At 58.7% G+C, this 20,919-nt stretch carries 19 protein-coding genes and 1 tRNA gene; 10 read left to right on the forward strand and 10 right to left on the reverse strand.

Going from position 1 to position 20,919, the window contains the following annotated elements; genetic code table 11:
- Positions 1 to 15 precede the first annotated feature (15 nt).
- Entirely contained in the window at positions 16 to 2,559 is a 2,544-nt protein-coding gene (clpB, locus tag ACTQY1_RS05235; RefSeq protein ID WP_303226128.1) for an ATP-dependent chaperone ClpB, read from the forward strand.
- A 56-nt stretch (positions 2,560 to 2,615) separates the two neighbouring features.
- On the opposite strand, the gene ACTQY1_RS05240 is transcribed toward clpB, so the two are convergent.
- A complete protein-coding gene (locus tag ACTQY1_RS05240; RefSeq protein WP_441373890.1) occupies positions 2,616 to 3,083 on the reverse strand; it encodes a MarR family winged helix-turn-helix transcriptional regulator in 468 nt (155 codons plus the stop codon).
- 199 nt (positions 3,084 to 3,282) lie between these two features.
- Between ACTQY1_RS05240 and ACTQY1_RS05245 the strand changes: the two genes are divergently transcribed.
- Positions 3,283 to 3,828, forward strand: a complete 546-nt coding sequence (locus ACTQY1_RS05245; RefSeq protein WP_308664166.1) for a rubrerythrin family protein — start codon at positions 3,283 to 3,285, stop codon at positions 3,826 to 3,828.
- A 45-nt stretch (positions 3,829 to 3,873) separates the two neighbouring features.
- Here the strand turns inward: ACTQY1_RS05245 and ACTQY1_RS05250 are convergent, their stop codons facing one another.
- The gene (locus ACTQY1_RS05250) at positions 3,874 to 4,752 is read right to left on the reverse strand and encodes a LysR family transcriptional regulator (RefSeq protein ID WP_441373891.1); all 879 of its coding nucleotides are present in this window, start codon (positions 4,750 to 4,752) and stop codon (positions 3,874 to 3,876) included.
- Positions 4,753 to 4,893: 141 nt separating this feature from the next.
- Here ACTQY1_RS05250 and ACTQY1_RS05255 point away from each other — a divergent pair, with 141 nt between their 5' ends.
- The 5 genes from ACTQY1_RS05255 (at position 4,894) to ACTQY1_RS05275 (ending at position 10,402) form a co-directional block, all read left to right on the forward strand.
- The gene (locus tag ACTQY1_RS05255; protein ID WP_154488632.1) at positions 4,894 to 6,063 is read left to right on the forward strand and encodes an iron-containing alcohol dehydrogenase; all 1,170 of its coding nucleotides are present in this window, start codon (positions 4,894 to 4,896) and stop codon (positions 6,061 to 6,063) included.
- Between the two features lie 17 nt (positions 6,064 to 6,080).
- A complete protein-coding gene (locus ACTQY1_RS05260) occupies positions 6,081 to 7,208 on the forward strand; it encodes an alpha/beta hydrolase (protein WP_154488631.1) in 1,128 nt (375 codons plus the stop codon).
- A gap of 65 nt (positions 7,209 to 7,273) precedes the next feature.
- Complete coding sequence (locus ACTQY1_RS05265; protein ID WP_441373892.1) at positions 7,274 to 8,035, forward strand: MFS transporter; 762 nt, start codon at positions 7,274 to 7,276, stop codon at positions 8,033 to 8,035.
- Complete coding sequence (locus ACTQY1_RS05270) at positions 7,981 to 8,736, forward strand: MFS transporter (RefSeq protein ID WP_441373893.1); 756 nt, start codon at positions 7,981 to 7,983, stop codon at positions 8,734 to 8,736. Before ACTQY1_RS05265 ends, ACTQY1_RS05270 begins: the two co-directional genes overlap by 55 nt.
- 457 nt (positions 8,737 to 9,193) lie before the next feature.
- Positions 9,194 to 10,402, forward strand: coding sequence for a DUF819 family protein (locus ACTQY1_RS05275; RefSeq protein ID WP_154488629.1), 1,209 nt, complete (start codon positions 9,194 to 9,196; stop codon positions 10,400 to 10,402).
- On the opposite strand, the gene ACTQY1_RS05280 is transcribed toward ACTQY1_RS05275, so the two are convergent.
- From ACTQY1_RS05280 to ACTQY1_RS05290, 3 genes are all read right to left on the reverse strand, one after another.
- Positions 10,363 to 11,565, reverse strand: coding sequence for a CapA family protein (locus tag ACTQY1_RS05280; protein ID WP_441373894.1), 1,203 nt, complete (start codon positions 11,563 to 11,565; stop codon positions 10,363 to 10,365). The two genes, ACTQY1_RS05275 and ACTQY1_RS05280, sit on opposite strands and share 40 nt — an antisense overlap.
- Positions 11,566 to 11,893: 328 nt before the next feature.
- Entirely contained in the window at positions 11,894 to 13,624 is a 1,731-nt protein-coding gene (locus tag ACTQY1_RS05285; protein ID WP_441373895.1) for a [FeFe] hydrogenase, group A, read from the reverse strand.
- On the reverse strand, positions 13,618 to 15,453 hold the full coding sequence (locus ACTQY1_RS05290; RefSeq protein ID WP_022486654.1) for an NAD(P)-binding protein: 1,836 nt from the start codon (positions 15,451 to 15,453) through the stop codon (positions 13,618 to 13,620). The genes ACTQY1_RS05285 and ACTQY1_RS05290 overlap by 7 nt, the downstream gene beginning before the upstream one ends.
- A 225-nt stretch (positions 15,454 to 15,678) precedes the next feature.
- On the opposite strand from ACTQY1_RS05290, the gene ACTQY1_RS05295 reads away from it, so the two are divergent.
- Together ACTQY1_RS05295 and ACTQY1_RS05300 are read left to right on the forward strand one after the other, a co-directional pair.
- Positions 15,679 to 16,101 (forward strand): RrF2 family transcriptional regulator, encoded by a 423-nt coding sequence (locus tag ACTQY1_RS05295; RefSeq protein ID WP_022486653.1) that lies wholly within the window; start codon positions 15,679 to 15,681, stop codon positions 16,099 to 16,101.
- A gap of 69 nt (positions 16,102 to 16,170) precedes the next feature.
- Positions 16,171 to 16,246 (forward strand) — tRNA-Ala (locus ACTQY1_RS05300).
- 99 nt (positions 16,247 to 16,345) lie between these two features.
- On the opposite strand, the gene ACTQY1_RS05305 is transcribed toward ACTQY1_RS05300, so the two are convergent.
- The 4 genes from ACTQY1_RS05305 to ACTQY1_RS05320 all read right to left on the reverse strand — a co-directional run bounded on the left by ACTQY1_RS05305 (position 16,346) and on the right by ACTQY1_RS05320 (position 17,980).
- Entirely contained in the window at positions 16,346 to 16,495 is a 150-nt protein-coding gene (locus ACTQY1_RS05305; RefSeq protein ID WP_441373896.1) for a YvrJ family protein, read from the reverse strand.
- A 3-nt stretch (positions 16,496 to 16,498) separates the two neighbouring features.
- Positions 16,499 to 16,744, reverse strand: coding sequence for a DUF2922 domain-containing protein (locus tag ACTQY1_RS05310; protein WP_154487234.1), 246 nt, complete (start codon positions 16,742 to 16,744; stop codon positions 16,499 to 16,501).
- 15 nt (positions 16,745 to 16,759) lie between these two features.
- Entirely contained in the window at positions 16,760 to 16,987 is a 228-nt protein-coding gene (locus ACTQY1_RS05315) for a DUF1659 domain-containing protein (protein ID WP_195839581.1), read from the reverse strand.
- 417 nt (positions 16,988 to 17,404) lie between these two features.
- Positions 17,405 to 17,980, reverse strand: coding sequence for a peptidoglycan recognition protein family protein (locus ACTQY1_RS05320; protein ID WP_441373897.1), 576 nt, complete (start codon positions 17,978 to 17,980; stop codon positions 17,405 to 17,407).
- 992 nt (positions 17,981 to 18,972) lie between these two features.
- Between ACTQY1_RS05320 and larA the strand changes: the two genes are divergently transcribed.
- Positions 18,973 to 20,280 (forward strand): nickel-dependent lactate racemase, encoded by a 1,308-nt coding sequence (gene larA, locus ACTQY1_RS05325; RefSeq protein ID WP_441373898.1) that lies wholly within the window; start codon positions 18,973 to 18,975, stop codon positions 20,278 to 20,280.
- 80 nt (positions 20,281 to 20,360) lie between these two features.
- On the opposite strand, the gene ACTQY1_RS05330 is transcribed toward larA, so the two are convergent.
- Positions 20,361 to 20,915 carry a hypothetical protein gene (locus ACTQY1_RS05330; RefSeq protein WP_154488465.1) on the reverse strand — a complete coding sequence of 185 codons (555 nt, stop codon included), beginning with the start codon at positions 20,913 to 20,915 and terminating at the stop codon, positions 20,361 to 20,363.
- Positions 20,916 to 20,919: the final 4 nt, after the last annotated feature.

A 20,919-nucleotide genomic window follows, 5' to 3' on the forward strand; every position in this document is an offset into this window, starting at 1 on the left:
TTGGAGGTGTTTGTTATGCAGGCAGAACGCTTGAGTGATGAAGTGCGTGGATTGTTGGAAGCTGCCCAGCAGCAAGCCGTTATGAATTACAACCAGGAACTGACCACCGTCCATCTGCTGTCCGCTATGTGCAGCCAGCCGGACGGGTTCTTCAAGTTTGTGCTGAAGAGCCTGAACGTGGATGAGACCCAGTTCAGCCGGGAGGTGGACCGTCTGCTGAAGCAGATCCCTTCCGTGAAGGGGTCCGATCAGCTGAGCATGAGCACGGGCCTGGCCCGGGTGTTTGCCCTGGCGGAAAAAGCCGCCGGCCAGAACCCGGTGACTGCATCCCATTTGCTGGCCGCCCTGTGTGAAGACGGGGATACGGAAGTGGTGGACCTGTGCAAAAAGTACGGGATCACCCGCAGTGCCATCCGTGGTTTGATCGACAAGTATGAAAACAATGGGGATGCGGATGAAAACCGCAAGACCCTGGAGAAATTCGGCCAGGACCTGACCCAGAAAGCCCGGGATGGGAAGCTGGATCCGGTAATCGGCCGTGACGATGAAATCCGCCGGACCATCGAAATCCTGTCCCGCCGGAAAAAGAACAACCCGGTGCTGATCGGTGAACCGGGCGTGGGCAAAACCGCCATTGTGGAAGGCCTGGCCCGCCGGATCGTGGCCGGGGACGTTCCTGAATCCCTGAAGAATAAGACCCTGTATGCCCTGGACCTGGCGTCCCTGGTGGCCGGGGCCAAGTACAGAGGGGAATTTGAGGAACGGTTGAAGAAAGTCCTGAAAATCGTGTCCGATTCTGCCGGCCAGATCATCATGTTCATCGATGAACTGCACACGGTGGTGGGGGCCGGGGCTTCTGAAGGCTCCATGGATGCGGGGAACATCCTGAAACCCATGCTGGCCAGAGGGGAACTCCGGTGCATCGGTGCCACCACCCTGAAGGAATACCGGAAATACATTGAAAAGGATTCCGCACTGGAACGGCGTTTCCAGCCGGTACTGGTGAAGGAACCCAGTGTGGAGGACACCATTTCCATCCTGAGAGGGCTGAAGGAACGGTACGAAGTCCATCATGGGGTACGGATCAAGGATTCCGCCTTGGTGGCTGCTGCCACGTTGAGCAACCGGTACATCAATGACCGGTTCCTGCCGGACAAGGCCATCGACCTGGTGGATGAAGCCGCTGCACGTCTGCGGGTGGAAATCGATTCCATGCCTACGGAACTGGATGAAAGCCGTCGCCGGATGCTCCAGCTCCAGATCGAGGAACAGGCCCTGTCCAAGGAAGAGGACGATGCTTCCAAGGCCCGTCTGGAAAAGATCAAAGAGGAACTGGCCAAACTGAAGGGCGAGAACGACAAGCTCATGGACCAGTGGAAGGCCGAAAAAGGCGGCATTGCCAAGATCCGTCAAGTCAAGAAGGATATGGACAATGTGAAGAAGGAAATGGAAGAAGCGGAACGGTCCTATGACCTGAACCGGCTGGCGGAACTGAAGTACGGCAAGCTGCCGGAACTCCAGAAACAGCTGGCGGCCCTGGAAAAAGAGGAACATTCCGACAAACGCTTGCTGAAGGAAGAAGTGGACGAGGATGATATCGCCAAGGTGGTGAGCACCTGGACGGGCATCCCTGTGAACCGTCTGATGGAAGGAGAAAAGAAGAAACTGGCGCATCTGCCGGAAATCCTCCACAAACGGGTGATCGGCCAGGACGAAGCGGTGGAAGCTGTCAGCGAAGCCGTAATCCGGGCCCGGGCCGGGATCAAGGATCCCAACAAACCCATCGGTTCCTTCATCTTCCTGGGGCCTACCGGCGTGGGCAAGACCGAACTGGCCAAAGCCCTGGCGGAAGTGCTGTTCAATGATGAAAAGAGCATTATCCGTATCGATATGAGTGAATACATGGAGAAACATACGGTGTCCCGTCTGATCGGTGCCCCTCCTGGATATGTGGGCTATGAAGAAGGCGGCCAGCTGACGGAAGCGGTGCGGCGCCATCCTTATTCCGTGATCCTGTTCGATGAAATCGAAAAGGCTCACCCGGATGTGTTCAACGTACTGCTCCAGGTGCTGGACGACGGCCGTTTGACCGACGGCCAGGGCCGTATGGTGGACTTCAAGAATACCCTGATCATCATGACCAGCAACCTGGGGTCCCATGAGATCATGGAAAAGAAGGGCAACATCAGCAAGGACGAAGTCCGGAGCATGCTGATGAAGTTCTTCCGGCCGGAATTCCTGAACCGGGTGGACGACATTGTGGTGTTCAAACCTCTCCAGGAAGAACAGCTGAAGGATATCGTACGGCTGATCCTGAACCATCTGGGAAGCCGGCTCCACAGCCAGCTGGAACTGACCCTGACGGCCACCGACGAAGCCGTTGCCTACCTGGCCAAAGCCGGGTTCGACCCTGCCTTTGGGGCCCGTCCTCTGAAGAGACTGATTGTCCATACGGTGGAAACCGTAGTGAGCAACAAGATCGTCCAGGGCGAGATCCAGAGAGGGGACCATATCGAAGTGGTTCTCCAGAACGGGAACATCGACGTGGTGAAGAAGTGAATACAAAAGGAGCTGCTGCACGTGTGGAAATCACATACGTGCAGCAGCTCCTCTTTTTACCCCTCCAGTACGTGGAGGATCCGGTACAGTTTTTCTTTCAAATTGGCCACTTCTTCGGCTGTGAACAGGGGACCTTTCCGGTTGATCAGGCAGCCCATGGCATGGGGGACTTTCAGGGCCTTGTCCCGGAGGGCCAGTCCATCGGGGGTGATTTCCACCACCACCACCCGTTCGTCGTCGGGCTTTCGGTAGCGCTTCACATAGCCCATGGCCTCCAGCTTCTTCAGTACCGGGGTCAGGGTCCCGGAATCCAGGTACAGCCGTTCGCCCAGGTCCCGCATGGTGATGGTCCTGTCTTCCCACAGTACCATCATGGTCACATACTGGGGGTAGGTCAGGCCCAGCTCTTTCAGATAGGGGGTATAGGCTGCCACGATCTTCCGGGCACTGGCGTACAGGGGAAAGCAAAGCTGGTTTTTCAGCAGCAGGGGATTGCAGTCATCCTTTTCATTCATATCGATCATACCTCCGGTACGGAAAAACTTTTGATTGCACTTTATTGTAACAGGAAAAGAACATGAGAACAAATTGAATTTAGCAAAATTAAATTTGACAAAATTAAATAAAACAGGTACAATGGGTTTCACAAGAGGCCGATGGCCAGAAGAAAAGAAACAGAAAGCTCCGCTTTACGGGGGCAAGGGAAAACAGGAGGAAAAGACAATGAGCATTTACGGACAGACCAAAGGAACGGAACTGGAAGCTATGGCAAAAACCATGATGCAGGCAGAAGCCAACGGCACCATGATGTATTATGCACTGGCCCGGCTGGCCAAAGAACAGGGCTATGAAGATCTGGTGCCCCTGTTCATCGAAGCCGCCAACCAGGAAGCGGTCCATGCGGGCTTCTATGCCGTGCTCAACGGGAAATATCCCCAGGATTTCTGGGGCCTGGTGAAAACCCTCCAAAAAGCGGAAACCAATGGGGAGGCCCAGGTAAAGGCCATGGCGGACAAGGTGCGGGCTGCCGGGTTTGCCGAAGCGGCTGACGAAATGGAAGTGTTTGCCAAACAGGAAGGCCACCATGGGGAACTGATGGCGGAAATCCTGGCCCGGTATCCTCAGGAAGAGAAAAAGGAAAAGGCCAAAAAGGTGTATGTGTGCCCGGTCTGCGGCTATGAATACGAAGGGGACATCAACAGCGAAAGCGACGACTGGGTCTGCCCTCTCTGCGGCCAGCCCAAAAGTGCGTTCAAGGAAGTAAAATAAGAGGATGAAAAACAGGGGGTGCTGCACAGAACGTGCAGCACCCCCTTATTTTTCAGCAAAATTCTGCAGCAGCAGTTCCTGGAAGGCCTGGACTGCCGGGGAGAACTGGTGGTCTTTTTTCCAGATCAGGGACAGACGGTCGGTGAGGGACGGATCACAGGGCCGGAAGCACAGGGGGGAGCCGGCGGTGTTGATGAGCCCGTCCAGGCCCATGGCACAGCCCAGGCCCCCGGCCACCATTTTCGCCGCATTGGTCAGAAGGGTGTAGGTACCGATGATGTTCAGCTCTTCCAGAGGCTTTCCCAGCCATTTCAGGAGCAGCCCGGATTTCAGGGCCTGCTGGGACAGGATCAGGGGCAGGTCCCGGACCTGTTCCGGGGACAGGCCGGGCTCTGCGGCCAGGGGATGGGTACGGGGCAGCAGGATCCCCCACCGGTCTTCCTGATCCAGGGGCACGCTTGCGAATTTTTCCGGGTCCGAAGGGCCGTACACCAGCCCCAGATCCAGGAGCCCCTTGTTCAGCCGTTCCCGGACCCCTTCCGCGTCGCTGCTGAAGATCCGGTAGCGGATCCCCGGATGCTGGCGGGAAAAACCCACGGCCACCTGGGAAATCAGCCGGATTACGTCGGTTTCCCCGGTGCCCAGGAAAATGTCCCCGGCGATTTCCGCGGAAGCACGGATCTCGGACCGGGTTTTCCGGTACAGGTCCAGCAGTTCTTCTGCCCGTTTCCGGAACAGGATCCCTTCCGGAGTCAGGGACAGCCGGCGGTTTTCCCGATAGAACAGGGGCCTGCCCAGTTCTTCTTCCAGGGCCTTCAGCTGCCGGGACAGGGTGGGCTGGGTAATATGGATGATCTGGGCTGCCCGGGTGACGTTGTTTTCCCGGGCAATCACCAGAAAATTTTCCAGAGTTTCCATATCCATGGGAATCACCTCTTTTTTGCATTATATCATACATAAAACGTATTGAATGTTATTAAAACAAAGAATTTTACATGGAAAACTGTTTCCCTTATACTGAAGATGTCCAAAGAAAGTAACCAACAAGTGAAAAGGAGAAAATACATGCTTGGAAATTTTACTTATGAAAATCCCACCAAAGTGTTCTTTGGCCGGGGGGCTGTGGAGAATCTGGCCTCAGCCCTGAAGCCCTACGGCAGCCAGGTGGTCCTGGTCTACGGAGGCGGTTCCATCAAGAAGAACGGCATTTATGACAGGGTGTGCAAACAGCTGGAATCTGCCGGCAAAGATGTGACGGAAATTCCCGGGGTCATGCCCAACCCCACCATCGACAAACTCCGGGAGGGCATTGCCATTGCCCGGCAGCACAAGGCGGACTTCATCCTGGCCGTAGGAGGCGGGTCCTGCATCGACTACGCCAAGGCCCTGGCCATGTCCATCCATGAAGAGGAAGACCCCTGGGACAAATACTTTATGCGGTTCGAAGAACCCACCTGTGAAGTGGTTCCAGTAGGCTGCGTGCTTACCATGGTGGGTACCGGGTCCGAAATGAACGCTGGTTCCGTGATCACCAACCCGGCAACGAAAGAAAAACGGGGCAAAGCTTTTGCCGATGCCCGGGTATTCCCCCGGTTTGCCATCATGGATCCGTCCTACACCATGACCCTGCCCCGGTATCAGATGGTTTCAGGGATCTACGATATGTTCAACCATATCTGCGAACAGTATTTTTCCGGTATCGACGACAATACCAGTGACTACCTGGCGGAAGGCCTTATGCGGTCTGTGATCCACGCCAGCCGGATCGCCATTCGGAACCCTCAGGATTATGAAGCCCGGAGCAACCTGATGTGGGATGCCACCTGGGCCCTGAACACCCTGATCGCCAAAGGCAAGACCACCGACTGGATGGTCCACATGCTGGGACAGGCGGTGGGCGGGGTCACCAATGCAGCCCACGGCATGACCCTGGCGGCGGTATCCCCTGCCTATTACCGGCATATCCTGCCCTACGGCCTGCCCAAATTCAAACGGTTTGCGGAAGCGGTGTGGAATGTGGATCCCACCGGCAAAAGCGACCGGACAATCGCGGAAGAAGGGCTCCAGGCCATGGAAAGCTGGATGGAAGAACTGGGGCTGGCCAGGAACCTGCGGGAACTGGGGGCCACGGAAGATATGATCCCGGCCATGGTCCGGGGTACCCTGATCCTGGATGGTGGGTACAAGGTCCTGGACCAGCAGGAAATCGAAGAGATTTTCCGGGAAAGCCTGTAAGAGGAAAGGAGACGGTAATGAAAATCAGCAAAAAGATGAAAATGGTCCTTTTGACGGCGGTGCTGGGCACCTGCCTGCTGCAGATGGGAGGAGGCAGAGAAGCCATGGCAGCTGCACAAACGGCAAAACCGGCCGGCGAAATGCTGAGCCCGGGAGTGAAAACGGAAAAACTCCATCTGACCCGGGAATGGGACAAGGTATTCCCCAAAAGCGACAAGGTGGATCACCAGAAGGTGACCTTCCACAACCGGTATGGAATCACCCTGGCGGCGGACCTGTACACCCCCAAAGGGATAAAAGCCGGGGAAAAACGGGCGGCCATCGCCGTAAGCGGTCCTTTCGGAGCGGTAAAGGAACAGGCTTCCGGACTTTATGCCCAGCAGCTGGCGGAACGGGGATACATCACCCTGGCTTTTGATCCTTCCTTTACCGGGGAAAGCGGCGGCAATGTACGGAATGTGGCTTCTCCGGACATCAACACAGAAGACTTTTCCGCGGCGGTGGATTTCCTGGCCAACCAGAAGGATGTGGACGCCAACAGGCTGGGAATCCTGGGGATCTGCGGCTTCGGAGGCATCGCCATCAATGATGCGGCCATGGATACCCGGGTGAAGGCCACCGTAAGCTCCACCATGTACGACATGACCCGGGTGCTGGCCAACGGGTATTACGACAAGGAAGACAGCCCGGAACAGCGTCATCAGAAGCTGGAGGCCATGAACGCCCAGCGGACGGAAGACTACAAAAACGATACCTTCGCCCGGGCCGGGGCTAACCTGAAACCGGAAGAACTGAAGCCGGATACCCCGGAATTCATCAAACAGTACACTGCCTACTATGAAACCAAACGGGGCTTCCATCCCCGGTCCGTGAATTCCGTAGGAGGCTGGAACAAGACCTTTGCCCTGTCCTTCATCAACCTGCCCTTCCTCCAGCGGAGCAGCGAGATCCAGAGTGCGGTGATGGTGATTGCCGGGGAGAAGGCCCATTCCCGGTACTTCAGCGAGGATGCCTTCAAGAAACTGAAAGGCAGCAACAAGGAACTGGTGATCGTGCCGGGAGCCACCCACACGGACCTGTACGATCAGCTGGACAAGATTCCTTTTGACAAAATCGATCAGTTCTATCAGACCTATTTGAAGTAAGAGAAGGGGACTGCTGCGTGAGCAGCAGCACCCCCTTCTTGACATTTCCGGGAATTTTTTCTACTATGTACTTTCAGAACGTATTTTTGTGTCTGAAGGTGAAACTGTTGGAAAACGAAAATCCTGCTTTTGTGCGCCGGGCAGATGCCCGGCTGTTTCTGTCCATATTGGCCGCGGGACTTCTGTCCTTTACCGGGGTGGTCATCGAAACGGCCATGAACGTGACCTTCCCCACCCTAATGGAGGAATTTTCCGTGAGCACCTCCACGGTCCAGTGGCTTACTACCGGATATCTGCTGGTGCTGGCCACGGTGATCCCCACGTCCAGCTACCTGAAGCAGCGGTTCCCTCTGAAAGGGCTTTTTGTGGCCGGGAATCTCCTGTTCCTTACCGGGACGGTGCTGGACGGCCTGGCCGGGAACTTCCCTCTGCTCCTGCTGGGACGGCTGCTCCAGGGGGCGGGCACAGGCATTGGCCTGCCTCTGATGTTCAATCTGGTGCTGGAACAGGCGCCGCTGGACAAAATCGGCACCATGATGGGGGCCGCCATGCTGGTGTGCGCCCTGGCTCCGGCGGTGGGCCCTTCTCTGGGCGGGTACATTATCGGCCATTTCGGCTGGCGGATGATCTTTGCCGCCCTGGTGCCCGGGCTGCTGTTCTCCCTGGCGGTGGGGATCTGTGCCATTCGCCAGTCTTCGGCCTGGGGGCCCCGGCCTTTTGACGGGTTCGGCCTGGGCTGCCTGATGGTGGCCCTGCCCTGTCTGCTGCTTTTGTGCAGCTACGGGACGGTGCTGCCGGCCCCGGCTTTTTGGCCCTGGCCGGGCTGATGGTGCTGGCCCTGGCCGTCTTTGTCCGTCAGGAGAACCGGCTCCGGAAGGCCGGGTCCACCCCGCTGCTGAACCTCCAGGTGTTCCAGGTGCCGGCTTTCGACGGGGCGGTGCTGGGGCTGCTGCTGGTCCAGTTCCTGTGCCTGGGAGTGGGCTTCCTGCTTCCCAATTATGCCCAGATCGTCCTGGGGTCCGATCCTTTTGCCGCCGGGTGCATCCTGCTTCCCGGGTGCCTTTTGGGGGCGGCCCTGGCCCCTGTAAGCGGCCGGCTCTATGACCGGCTGGGGGCCCGGAAGCCCCTCATCCTGGGCAGCTGTGCCATTATCCTCAGTTTCGGGCTGTACCAGCTGGCTCTGGGGAAGGCGGCCATTCCCGGGCTTACGGCCATTTATGTGGTGTTCACCCTGGGCCAGGGGCTGTCCGCCGGGAACATCCTGACCTATGCCCTGGAAAACCTGCCGGAATCCATCCAGCCGGACGGGAATACGGTGTGCAACACCCTCCAGCAGCTGGCCGGGGCAGTGGGGACTTCCGTCTGTGCGGCCCTGGTGGCCGCCGGCCAGGCCGGACGGGCCCTGGCCGAAGGTACCAGCCTGGGCACTGCCCACGCCTTCCATCTGCTGCTGGTCCTGGCTCTGTGTCAGGGAGCCTGCATGGTGTGGGCGCTGGGGAAAAATCGGCAGGCAGTCTCTAGTCACTAGTCTCCAGTTGAAGGATACCATCTGCCTGGGGGCAGATGCTGCTGAGTGGAAAAGGCAGCCCTATGGCTGCTAACCCACCACCCATGCTGCGCATGGATACCCCCGCCCTTGAAAAGGGCGGATATACGCTGGGGCTTACGCCCTTTGCTTTATGTGGGTACCAGGGCGTAAGCCCACATACCCATTATCCGCCCTTTGCAAGGGCGGGGGACCAGCCGTAAGGCTGGTGGTGGGTTAGCAGCGCCAGCTGCGTTTTCCTTTCAAAGAACCTGGCCATAGGACAGGTTCTATCCAAAAAACGATACCTATGGCTTGCGACTCCAAAAGGGGCCGCCCGCTCTGTGTATCCGAGGAAGCCCGCCATGGCATTTGGCAAAGGGAAAGAATATCTGGATACCAGGGGATCTGGGGGACCGGATCTTCGTTCTGGAATAACGAATAAGGAAGGATGTTGTTTATGAATCCACTGATTGCACCGGAAAACACCTGGCTGCTGCTGGCCCTGACCTGCGGGGTGGTGGCAGGCTCCATCTGGCTGGAACAGACCTATGCCTGGGCCTCTCGAATCTCCGGGGCCGTACTGGCCTTGGTGGCGGCCATTGTGCTGGTGAACCTGAACGTGATCCCCAGCCATGCCCCCATTTATGACGATATCATCTGGGGATACGCCGTACCCCTGGCCATTCCTCTGCTGCTGCTCCAGGCCAACCTGACGAAGATCTGGCAGGAAACCGGCCGGCTTCTGTTCATTTTCCTCATCGGGGCGGTGGGGACCGTGTGCGGAGCCGTGCTGGGCTGCTGGCTTTTGGGGAGCCGGATCGACGGGCTGGCCAAGGTGGCGGCCATGATGACCGGGTCCTACATCGGAGGCGGAGTCAATTTCGTGGCCCTGGCCGATGCCTTCCACACGGAAGGGACCCTGGTTTCCGCTACGGTGGTGGCGGACAACCTGAACATGGCGGTGTATTTCCTGGTACTGCTGAAATGTGTGGGCAGCGCCTTTTTCCAGAAACACTATCCCCATCCCCATATGGACCGGGTGGCCCGGGAAGGACGGGAAGACGCCCAGACCCAGGCGGCAGCCTACTGGCAGCCCAAGAACATTTCCTTAAAGGACATTGCCCTGGACCTGTTCTATGCGGTGGCGGTGGTGACCCTGTCCCAGAACCTGGGGAAGGCCCTGGGGGCCGCCATTCCCACCGGCAGCGGCCTGGGACATATGGCCAACACCTTCTTCAGCAGCCAGTATGTGTGGATCACCCTGTTTTCCATGGGGTTCGCCACTTTTTTTGAAAAACAGGCGGCAGCCCTGGCCGGAGCCCAGGAAATCGGCACCTATTTCATCTACCTGTTCTTCTTCGCCATCGGGGTGCCCGCTTCTATCCTGGAAATCCTCCGGAACGCGCCGCTGCTGTTCGTGTTCTGCTTCCTGATGGTGGTGGTGAACATGGCCTTCTGCTTTGTGGGAGGGAAACTGTTCCATTTCAGCCTGGAAGACATCGTCCTGGCTTCCAATGCCAACATCGGAGGCCCCACCACCGCGGCAGGAATGGCCATTTCCCAGGGCTGGACGGCCCTGGTGGGCCCCAGCATGCTGGTAGGCACCTTCGGCTACGTAATCGGTACCTATCTGGGTATGGTGGTCGGGGGAATATTGGGGGCGTGAAAAAGGGGCTGTTGCTCTTGCAACAGCCCCTTTGCTTTCCCCTTTATCCGCTCTGCCTCTTCCCCTTCCACCAGGGTGGGACGGTAATCGTTCCAGTCCGGGGTGGAGGAGATCCGGCAGGGGATCACTTTTCCCGGGTCCGTTCCCACCAGATGGCCGTCCCGGAACCGGAAGGTCTGCTGGTAGATGAAGGTGTCCTTGTCTCCCGGGTTGCTGTTGCCTCCAAAACAGAAATTCCCCAGGCTGTAGCAGATGGTCTTTCCCTTGTAGGTTTCCAGAGGCTGGATCACATGGGGATGGGCCCCCAGCACCAGGTCGGCTCCGTGATCCACCGCCAGATGGGCCAGCCACACCTGGTCCTCATCCGGATGGGTTTCCAGTTCGCTGCCCCAGTGGAAATAGACCACTTTCAGCCGGGCCCCTTTTTCCCTGATTTTGGCCAGTTCTGCCACCAGCTGATCGGCGGCCCCGGCTTCCAGGGCGTTGATCCCCACCAGGCCTACGGGGATTCCCTTTACCGGGAGAATCTGGCTTTCCTCATAGCCGAAGGGCATGATCCCGTTGTCTCCCAGGGTCTTGAAGGTGTCCCAGTACCCGTCGCTGCCATAGTCGTAACTGTGGTTGTTGGCCAGGGAGGCGGCTTCCACGCTGCCGGCTTTCAGCACTTCCACATAGGCCGGATCGCCCCGGAAGGCGAAGGTCTTGTCCTGGCGCTGGCCCCGGGTGGTGAGAGGGCCTTCCAGGTTCACCACCGTCAGGTCGTCCTTGGCAAAAACGGACTGGACGCCTGCCAGGAATACGGAACCATCTCCGCCGGCGGCGTCCCAGGCGGCCGGGAAGGTGGCTTCATAGCCGAAACTTTCTTCCGTGCCCAGGGTACAGTCTCCGGCGGCGCTGAGGGTCACGGTGGTAAGAGGGTCTTCCGGAGGCCGGGGAGCCGGAACGGGAGAGGCAGGGGCCGCCTGGGCCGGGGGAGTTTCCGGCAATCCGGGAGATGCTTCCGGAGCCGCAGGAGCGGCTGCCGGGGCGGCAGGGGTTTCCGCCGGGATCGGTGCCGGTACCTTCCGGGCTCCCAGAGACGCCGGGGAGGCCAGGGCGGGAGCTGCCAGAAAGGTCAGGGCCGCCAGACAGGAGATGAACAGGGTGGAAATGGGATGGGTCATAGAGCAGGTTCCTTTCTCTGAAATTTCAGTGCTTATCATAATGAGCCGCATAGCGGCTCGGTCTCGAGTCTCGAGTCTCGAGCCAAATGAAAAATTTGCAGGCAAATCTTTGAACGTGTAAATCGGTACCGTAGGGGCTGCACGCCGGGCAGCCCGCCAAATCATCGATTATCTGCGCATTTTGCGGGGCGCCGGGCCTGCGCCCCCTACGGTTATACACAATAAGAAGAACCTGGTCGAAGGACAGGTTCTATCCAGCGGCCCGAGACTCATGACTCGAGACCCGAGACCTGAAGAGGAGGCTGTTGCTCTTGCAACAGCCTCCTCTCTACATCTTCCACCCAAAATGATCCGTGTGGAGGAGTTTTTCTGCTTTGGGACTCAGGGGTTTGCCCAAAAATTCCCGGTACAGCCGCTGGACCTGGGGATTCTGGTGGGAGAACCGGAGATGGCTGTGCTTGTCCAGGGTCCGGAGCTCTTCTCCCCGGACGCCTTCCAGCTCCACATCCTCTTGGGGAATGGGCTGGCCGCCTCCTCCGGCACAGCCGCCGGGACAGGCCATCACTTCCACGAAATCGTAATGGACTTCTTTCCGCTTCAGGGCCTGGATCAGCTGCCGGGTGTTCCCCAGGCCGCTGACCACGGCACAGCGGATTTCTTTGCCGGCCATGGTGTATACTGCGTCCCGGAGCCCTGTACCGTTCCGCAAAGGAGCAAACAGGTCCGGATTGGGATTTTCCCCGGTCAGGGTGGCGTAGGCTGTACGGAGAGCCGCTTCCAGTACCCCGCCGGTGGTGCCGAAAATGGTCCCGGCTCCCGTAAAGGTGCCCATGGGGTCATCCAGCGGTTCTTCCGGCAGGAGAGCCGGATCCAGGTGGTCCGCCCGGAGCATCCGGATGAATTCCCGGGTGGTGAGGGCCAGGTCCACATCGGGTCCGTAAGGCCCCTGCATGGTGGGCAGGGCACATTCCGCCTTTTTGGCCAGACAGGGCATGATGGAGACGCAGTACAGCTTTTCCGGAGGCACCTGGAGCTTTTCCGCCAGCCAGGTCTTGGCAATGGCCCCGAACATCTGCTGGGGGGATTTGGAGGTGGACAGCCGTCCGGTCAGTTCCGGATACTGGCCTTTCAGGAACCGGACCCAGCCGGGGCAGCAGCTGGTGAACATGGGGAACTCTTTGGTGTCCCCGGCCTGGAACCGTTCCAGGAACTCATTGGCTTCTTCCATAATGGTGAGGTCCGCCCCGAAGGTGGTGTCGTACACATGGTCGAATCCCAGCTGCCGGAGGGCCGCCGCCATTTTTCCGATGGTCCCCTGCTCCCGGGGCAGGCCGAAGGCTTCGCACCAGGCCGTCCGCACCGCCGGAGCCACCTGGACCAGGGTCACTTTGTCCGGGTCCGCCAGGGCTTCGTAGAGTTTGTCCGTATCGTCCCGTTCCCGGAGCCCGGCCACCGGACAGTGGGTGATGCACTGGCCGCACAGGGTGCAGTCCGAATCCTTGATCACCCGGTTCCCGGACACATCCACCGTGGTCCGTCCCCCGGTGCCCGCCACGTCCCAGATGTGCATGGCCTGGATCTTGTCACAGACCTGGATGCAGCGCATGCATTTGATGCATTTGTTGTAGTCGTGGAACAGGGGGTAGGTGGTGGTCCAGGCCCGGCGCAGGCCTTTGGGCAGCTGTTCCTCATAGGGATTGTCGTGGATCCCCAGGCTGTTGGCCAGGGACTGGAGCCGGCAGTTGCCGCTGCGGACACAGACGGCGCACCGGCAGTCGTGCTGGGACAGGATCAGTTCCACGTTGATCTTCCGGGTTTCCCGGACCCGGGGAGAATGGGTGTGGACCACCATGCCCTCTTTGACAGGACTGTTGCAGGCGGTGATCATCCCCGGTTCTCCTTCCACCTCCACACAGCACACCCGGCAGGCGGCGATTTCGTTGAGTCCTTTCAGATAGCACAGGTGGGGGATCTGGATCCGGGCCTGCCGGGCCGCTTCCATAATGGTGGTCCCTTCCGGCACCTGGATGATTTTGCCGTCAATGGTACAGGTTACCATTCCCGATTCCTCCCTCCTTTAAAGCTGCCGTAGCCAAAGTGGTCACAGCGCAGACACCGGCTGGCTTCCTGATGGGCTTCTTCCGGGGTCATCCCTTCCGCCACCAGACGGAAATCTCCCACACAGTCCGGAGTGCAGTGGTGCTTCAGGTTCACCCGGCCGCAGGGAGGGGTCTGGGTGAAGTAGGCGTCGGGGATCTCCACCTGGCAGGAAATCCGGTGGTGGCAGCCGAAGAAGGAATCGATGTTGTCGGCGGCCACTTTCCCGGCGGCCACTGCCCGGATCACTGTGGCGGGACCGGAAACCGCATCCCCGCCGGCAAACAGGTTCCCCAGGCCCGGGATGCTGGTGGACAGATCCGCCTGGATGGCCCCCCGGTGGGTGGTGACCCCGATGGCCTCAAAAGGCTTGGTGACAATGGACTGGCCGATGGCCACAATCAGGATGTCGCAGGGGAACCGCCGTTCCGGCAGATCCGCCTTTATGGGGTTTGGCCGGTCCTTTCCATTGTAGGGGCCGATATGCTGGGGCTGGGTCCAGATGGCCGTTACCTGGCCCGCTGCGTTGGTTTCAATCCGGCTGGGGGCTTCCAGGGTGACGATTTCGCAGCCTTCCGCCATGGCCGCCTGGATCTCTTCCGGCAGAGCGGTCATATCTTCCAGCCGGCGCCGGTACAGGCACTGGACGGAAGCCGCCCCCAGCCGTTTGGCCGTGCGGGTGGCGTCCATGGACACGTTGCCGCCCCCGATGATGCAGACCCGTTTGCCGGTGAAATCCGGAACCCGGCCTTCCCCGATGTCCCGGAGCAGCCGGACGGCACTGTACACCCCCTGGGCGTCTTCCCCGGGGATATGGAGCTTCTTGTCGCTGTGGGCCCCGATGGCGATGTACACCGCATCATACTGCTGCTGGAGCTTTTCCACCGGAATGTCCGTCCCCACGGAAACTCCGGTGCGGACCTGGATCCCGGTGGTGAGGATGTAGTCCAGGTCTCGGTCCAGCACTTCCAGGGGCAGACGGTAGTCCGGGATCCCGTACCGGAGCATGCCGCCCAGCTGGGGCCGCTGTTCGTATACGGTGACGCTGTGGCCCATAAGAGCCAGATAGTAGGCTGCCGTCAGGCCTCCCGGGCCGCCTCCGATCACCGCCACGGTCTTGCCGGTGGCAGGGGCGGGCTTTGGCGCCCGGGCCGGTTTGGCATGGTCCACGGCAAACCGCTTCAGCCCGCAGATGTTCACCGGGGCGTCCACCATCCCCCGGCGGCAGTGGTGTTCGCAGGGATGCTCGCATACATAGGCGCAGGCGGCGGGGAAGGGATTGTCCTTCCGGATCAGTTCCAGGGCGTCTTCATACCGGCCTTCCCGGATGAGCGCCACATAACCGGGAATATCCACATGGGCCGGGCAGGTGGACACACAGGGCACCGGGTGGCTGAGACCGCAGATGCACCGGCCGGTGAGCACGTGCTCCTCATAATCCTCCCGGAAGCCCCGGACCCCCTTCAGTACCATATAGGCCGCCTCGTAGCCGATGGCACAGTCCGAAGAAGAGGCGATGCTCCGGGCGGTCCGTTCAATAAGGTCGATGGTGTCCAGGGTGGCCGTCCGGTCCAGCACCCGTTCAATGAGCACCTCCAGCTGGCCCAGGCCCACCCGGCAGGGCACGCATTTGCCGCAGCTCTGGGCATGGCAGAACCGGAGAAAGTTCAGGGCCATGTCCACCGGGCACAACCCTGGAGAACTGGCACTGATCCTTCGGTGCATATCCTGATACAAACCGTTCAGGACCGTCTGGGCCCGTCCCGGTGTTTCGATCTGTAAGCGACGCACGATTTTCTCCCCCTCCATGAATTTTCAGTATGGAATCCGGAAACAGAATGAACAGATACGATATTATTTTACCGTTCAGAAGCAAAGAGTGTCAACTGATTCGGTGAAAAAATCTGATAAATCGGGGGGGTGTGAAATTCCTAAAAATTACTAGGAATTCACCTTTCCTTTTGGAAAATTCTATAGTACAATTATAGGAAATTATTCTTGCTGCGAGGAGGAACCATGAAAATCTCTACCAAGGGACGGTATGCCCTGCGCCTGATGATCGATCTGGCCATCAACGGCACCGAATCCTATGTACCTATTAAAAGCGTCTCTCAGAGACAGGAAATCTCAGAAAAATACCTGGAACAGATCATTACCCAGCTCTCCCGCGCCAAACTGGTTAAAAGTGCCAGAGGAGCCCAGGGAGGATACAAACTGGTCCGTGATCCCAAAGACTATACCGCCGGAGAGATCCTCCGGGCCGTGGAAGGGTCCCTGGCTCCCGTGGCCTGCCTGGAACCCGGCCACGCAATCTGCAGCCGGGCCGCCCACTGCGTCACCCTGGACCTGTGGAAAGAAATCCAGGATGCCATCGACAACATCGTGGACAACACCACCCTGGCAGATCTGGTGGAAAAGCAGGAAAAGAAGGGGATGTGAATTTTTCACACTCCCCTTTCCGATTTTTCCTTGCACACTTCTCCCGGAAGCGCTATAATACTACGTATTGGGGCATTAGCTCAGCTGGGAGAGCGCAAGGTTCGCAATCTTGAGGTCAGGGGTTCGATCCCCCTATGCTCCACCAGACCAAAAGCAAGCATCCATGCGGGGTTTGACCGTGTGGGTGCTTTTTTGTGCGCAAAAAGAGAGTGCTGCATAAAACATGCAGCACTCTCTTTTTTCCTTATTCTATTTTCACTGCCATGCGCAGCCGTTCGATGCTCTGGGTCAGGTTCTCCAGTTTCTCTTCCATGCGTACCAGCAGGTACCAGGAAATGACCATGGGGAATCCGTACTGGGCAGCCTGGCCGGCCAGCAGGGACAGGTCCTCCATGGGTTAGCCCTCGGTGACTTCGTCAGTTCCGTCAGAGAGCAGATCCTTGACATCGGTCACTTTGGCCCCCTGGATGGTTTCCACAGGAATGCCGTTCTTGGTGAGGAAGACTTTGCTTTCCACCACTTTGTTCATCACCGGCAGCACCATTTCCCGGTCCACGTCAGAGCGGGGGTTCACGATGCGGATGTTTTTGGTCGCTTTTTCGCTGTCCTTGAAAATCAGGTCCAGTTTTCTGGAATCTGCCATTGTGCACTACCTCCTTTACGCCACTTCTTCCAGGGTATGCCGTTCCACGATGTACATCCCCTTGGGAGCTTCTGCCATCAGCCCGCCGAATTCCTTGCCCACTTCCGCCAGTTTTTCAGGGGTGGCATCGGTGGACAGCTTTTCGTAGCTGATGTTCTTGAATTTGGGCTGGTCATTTTTGTCCACCCCGTTGCTGATTTCCAGCTGCAGGGTCACTGCGGTGAGGTTCTTCTGGATTGCCATTTTCATTCCTCCTTTGGATTGTCAGGATAAGGTTGCATCACAGGGTGTAAGGGGGCGGGGCCCGGCAGGGCCGGGCCAGTCACTAGTCACTAGCCGATGGAGACCATCTGCCGGAGGCAGATGCTTCTGAAGGGAAACGCAGCCCCTGGGGGCTGCTAACCCACCACCATTGCGCAAGCGCAACGGTCCCCCGCCCTTGCAAAGGGCGGATATACGCTCGGGCTGACGCCCATTGCTGTATATAGGTATGCGGCCTAACGGTCCATTGCTTTATGTGGGTGCCAGGGCGTAAGCCCGCGTACCCACTATCCGCCCTTTTCAAGGGCGGGGGACCGGCCGACAGGCTGGTGGTGGATTAGCAGCGTCAGCTGCGTCCTCATTCACAGGAACCCGGGTACGGGTTCCTTCCATAACGACTCACGATGAACGACAAACGATGAACCCACCTTTTACCCGCTTCACCCACTGATAATACAGTCCCTTCCCCCGGAGCACCGCCCCGCCGCTGCGCCATACTCCGTCATAGTCTTTCAGCTTCCACAGATCCCACCGTTCAAAAGCGGGCGTCCCGGCCATGCTTGGCCCGTAACCGTCCAGGTCGGCAGCCTCTGCATGGGTCATGATCTGGGCAGGCTCCAGAGGGAGTTTCCAGACATCTGACAGGGTGGCCAGCAGGATGGAAGTGCTTTCCACCTGCAGGGGAGTGGGGGGATAATCCCCCAGGTCGAAGGTGCCGTCTGCGTAGAGCATGGCATCTTTGGTACAGCACAGGGCAATGCCCAGGGCACCGGTATTCCGGTTCCAGGTGTGGGGGAGGATCCGGGTCCAGTCCCGGGTACTGGTTACCAGGCTCCCGTCCCCCCGGACCAGAAGGTGATAGTCCGGGAACAGCTGGTCATAGGTTCCAGCCGTCCAGTGCAGGTAGATTTTCTGGATGTGCCCACGGGCCCTGCGGGCCAGTTCCAGAACCTCCTGCCGTTTGATTGCTTCCATGTCACCGCCTCCTTACACTGTATAAGAGACGGCAGGGAGGATTTTTTCGGAGGAAATTGGGAAAAGGGGCAGGGACGCTTTTCCGTCTCACGCAGAAGGAGACCATCTGCCGGAGGCGGATGGTCATGAGCTGACAGTCACTAGTCTCTAGTCTCTAGCGGCAGGAGGGAACCCACCGGGGCGGTTTCCTGGGAACGGATAAAAACCGGAGGCCGGGACGGGCGGGCCTGTGGCCCGCCCCTACAACCTTGGGGTCGGATGTTGGATACAACGGTCACAGGAACGGATTTTTTGACAACCCCGTTTCTCTGATTTTCCGCTGCATCCTTGACCCCAACGTGGTAGGGGCTACCCGCAGAGGGGAGCCCATCCCGGCCGCCGGGTTTCATGTTCCAAGGCAGATGCGCAGCATCTGGCATCCGACTTTCAGGGGGACACATCTGGACCACTCCTGCAGGGCGGACTTGGCCATCGGCCTTGCTGGTACTTTGTACGAGTATATATCGATTCTCCGGGAGCCGGGGGGAGGGCAGGCCCAGGAGGAGTCGGCGGGACAACATCGGGTGTTGTCGCTCCTGGGGTGGAGCACGCGGGCGATGGGGTCCGGCTTCCTGGTCCGTAGCCGCTGCCTTTGACCGTCAGGGCAAGGCGATAGGCTGTGAGCCTCCCGCCAGGGACGAACGGGTCTGCCCTCCCGGCGGAGAGCCCTTGCGGGTGGAAGAGTATAGGAGGACTTTTCCCCTCTGGGAGGCCGGGACGGGTTTGCCTGCGGCGAAACCCCTACGTCGTCGACCTCAAAGCAACGATAAAAAATTTTTGACACCATTTCTGAATAACTATACGGCGATGAAGGATTCACCGAGAACTTGTTGACACATACTTCAGATACATGGAAACGGCTTGCCCCTGGCAGATTGTGCTATAATATTCTGTATAAACAGTTTTTTTGCTCCAACCGTCTGCAGTTTCTGTCTGAAAGGGAGGAAGATATCGTGGGACTCAGGAAATTCAGCTTTAATTTTGGCAGGACCACCCAGGAAGTGGAACTGCCGGAGGAACGGATCAGCAGCATCATCGAAGGCCGTCCGGTGCCGGCGGTGGATGTGGAGCAGGCCACCCTGGAGGCCATGCGCCATCCCATCGGCTGCCGGCCTCTCCAGGAAATGTTCGGGAAAGGGGACAAGGTCTGCCTGGTCATCGCCGATGTGACCCGTTCCTGGAACCGGTCTTCTGAATATGTGATCCATGTGGTCAATGAACTGAACCTGGCCGGGGTGCCGGATGAGGACATGTACATTGTCTTTGCCCAGGGAACCCACCGGGAGCAGACTCCGGAGGAAAATGTCCGGGTGGTGGGCGAAGAAGTGGCCCGGCGGATCCGGATGTACCAGCACCACTGCCGGAACAACGATGAACTGACCTGTGTGGGGACCACCCGGTTCGGGACCCGTGTGATGCTGAACAAGCGGGTGGTGGAAGCGGACAAAATCGTGATCATCGACGGCATCACCGCCCATCTTTTTGCCGGCTATGGGGGCGGCCGGAAACTGCTCCTGCCCGGGGTGGCCGGCTGGGATACCATCCAGGAGAACCACTGCCATGCCCTGGCGGACCATTTTGGGGACGGCATCAACCCCAAGACCCGGAACGGAGTACTCCAGGACAACCCGGTGAACTACGATATGCTGGATGCCATGGAGATGGTCAAGCCCACGTTCCTGGTCCATTCCATCATCAACAATGAAGGGAAAATCTGCCGCATGGTGGCCGGTGATCCCTACCAGGCCTGGCTGGAAGGGACCCGGATCTGCCATGACAACCAGGCGGTCTCTTTCAAGGCCCGGGCGGATGTGACCTTTGCCTGTGCCGGGGGCTATCCCAAGGATGTATCCCTGTACCAGGGCTGCAAATGCTATGATCCGGCAGATGTGACCACCAAACCGGGGGGCATCATCATCGCCATCATGGAGGCCAGTGACCTGTACGAACCGCCGGAATATCTGGGCAGTTTCAAGTATGACAGCGAGAAGGACATGGAAAAGGCCCTGCGGGAGAATTTCAGCATTCCCTTCTTTGTGGCGTTCAACCTGTTCTGCATGACCCACCGGTACACCATCTACCTGGTGACGAAAAAGGAGAATTTCGACGCCATCCGGAAGACCAATCAGATCCCCTGCGCCACGGTGGCCGAAGCCTGGGAAAAGGCACAGGCCCAGCTGGCCCGGGAGAGGAAAAAGGACTATACCCTGAACCTTATCCCCCACTGCGGCGGGGTCATTGCGGAGGAGCCGGAGAAATAGATGAAAAACTCTTCATCTAGCCCGCGACCCGCGACTCAAGGCCCGCGACAAAAAAGGCACCGCAAACGCGGTGCCTTTTGTCATTTCTTTGCATTCTTCGTCATTTCGTCGGTGGCGGTGCGGATGATGGCAGCCAGCAGGGTGTCGGAATCGTATTCCGTGCTGGTCCGTGCATCGGTGACCTGGTAGATGGTCTGGCCGTTCTTGGTGGCCAGGAAGGTGACGCCTGCGTAAGCGGTTTCCCCTTTGGCCAGCTTGTTCCCTTTCCGGGCAGCGGGCTCGGTGCCGTCAGCGGTCTCGATCCCCACCGGGTTCACCTGGACCTGGAGGGTGATGGTGTTCCGGAGCTTCTTGTCCGGCAGCATCACCGGGTTGCTGTATACGGTGACCCCTTCTTTCTTGAAGTCCCGCTGGAGGGTCAGCAGGGTCTTCCGGACCGCATCGTCGTCCCGGGTAAAGGCGGGATGGGCTTTCCGGAAGTCCGTATCCTGCCGGGAAAGATCCTTCAGATACACGACTTTCACATTTTTAAAAGCAAAGGTGCTGCTCTTCCAGCCGCTGCGTTCCGCGCCTGCCGTCAGGGGCAGGGCCAGCAGAGTCAGGAGCAGGGTGGCCATAGCCAGGAATTTTTTCATGGGT

Origin of the sequence: Acidaminococcus sp. HCP3S3_G9_1 (genome assembly GCF_052122455.1) — a bacterium.
Taxonomy (GTDB): Bacteria; Bacillota; Negativicutes; order Acidaminococcales; family Acidaminococcaceae; genus Acidaminococcus.

Coding starts and splice junctions, on each gene's coding strand:
- clpB (WP_303226128.1), top strand. CDS start 16: ATGCAGGCAGAACGCTTGAGTGATGAAGTGCGTGGATTGTTGGAAGCT.
- ACTQY1_RS05240 (WP_441373890.1), bottom strand. CDS start 3,083: ATGATCGATATGAATGAAAAGGATGACTGCAATCCCCTGCTGCTGAAA.
- ACTQY1_RS05245 (WP_308664166.1), top strand. CDS start 3,283: ATGAGCATTTACGGACAGACCAAAGGAACGGAACTGGAAGCTATGGCA.
- ACTQY1_RS05250 (WP_441373891.1), bottom strand. CDS start 4,752: ATGGATATGGAAACTCTGGAAAATTTTCTGGTGATTGCCCGGGAAAAC.
- ACTQY1_RS05255 (WP_154488632.1), top strand. CDS start 4,894: ATGCTTGGAAATTTTACTTATGAAAATCCCACCAAAGTGTTCTTTGGC.
- ACTQY1_RS05260 (WP_154488631.1), top strand. CDS start 6,081: ATGAAAATCAGCAAAAAGATGAAAATGGTCCTTTTGACGGCGGTGCTG.
- ACTQY1_RS05265 (WP_441373892.1), top strand. CDS start 7,274: ATGTACTTTCAGAACGTATTTTTGTGTCTGAAGGTGAAACTGTTGGAA.
- ACTQY1_RS05275 (WP_154488629.1), top strand. CDS start 9,194: ATGAATCCACTGATTGCACCGGAAAACACCTGGCTGCTGCTGGCCCTG.
- ACTQY1_RS05280 (WP_441373894.1), bottom strand. CDS start 11,565: ATGACCCATCCCATTTCCACCCTGTTCATCTCCTGTCTGGCGGCCCTG.
- ACTQY1_RS05285 (WP_441373895.1), bottom strand. CDS start 13,624: ATGGTAACCTGTACCATTGACGGCAAAATCATCCAGGTGCCGGAAGGG.
- ACTQY1_RS05295 (WP_022486653.1), top strand. CDS start 15,679: ATGAAAATCTCTACCAAGGGACGGTATGCCCTGCGCCTGATGATCGAT.
- ACTQY1_RS05305 (WP_441373896.1), bottom strand. CDS start 16,495: ATGGAGGACCTGTCCCTGCTGGCCGGCCAGGCTGCCCAGTACGGATTC.
- ACTQY1_RS05310 (WP_154487234.1), bottom strand. CDS start 16,744: ATGGCAGATTCCAGAAAACTGGACCTGATTTTCAAGGACAGCGAAAAA.
- ACTQY1_RS05315 (WP_195839581.1), bottom strand. CDS start 16,987: ATGGCAATCCAGAAGAACCTCACCGCAGTGACCCTGCAGCTGGAAATC.
- ACTQY1_RS05320 (WP_441373897.1), bottom strand. CDS start 17,980: ATGGAAGCAATCAAACGGCAGGAGGTTCTGGAACTGGCCCGCAGGGCC.
- ACTQY1_RS05330 (WP_154488465.1), bottom strand. CDS start 20,915: ATGAAAAAATTCCTGGCTATGGCCACCCTGCTCCTGACTCTGCTGGCC.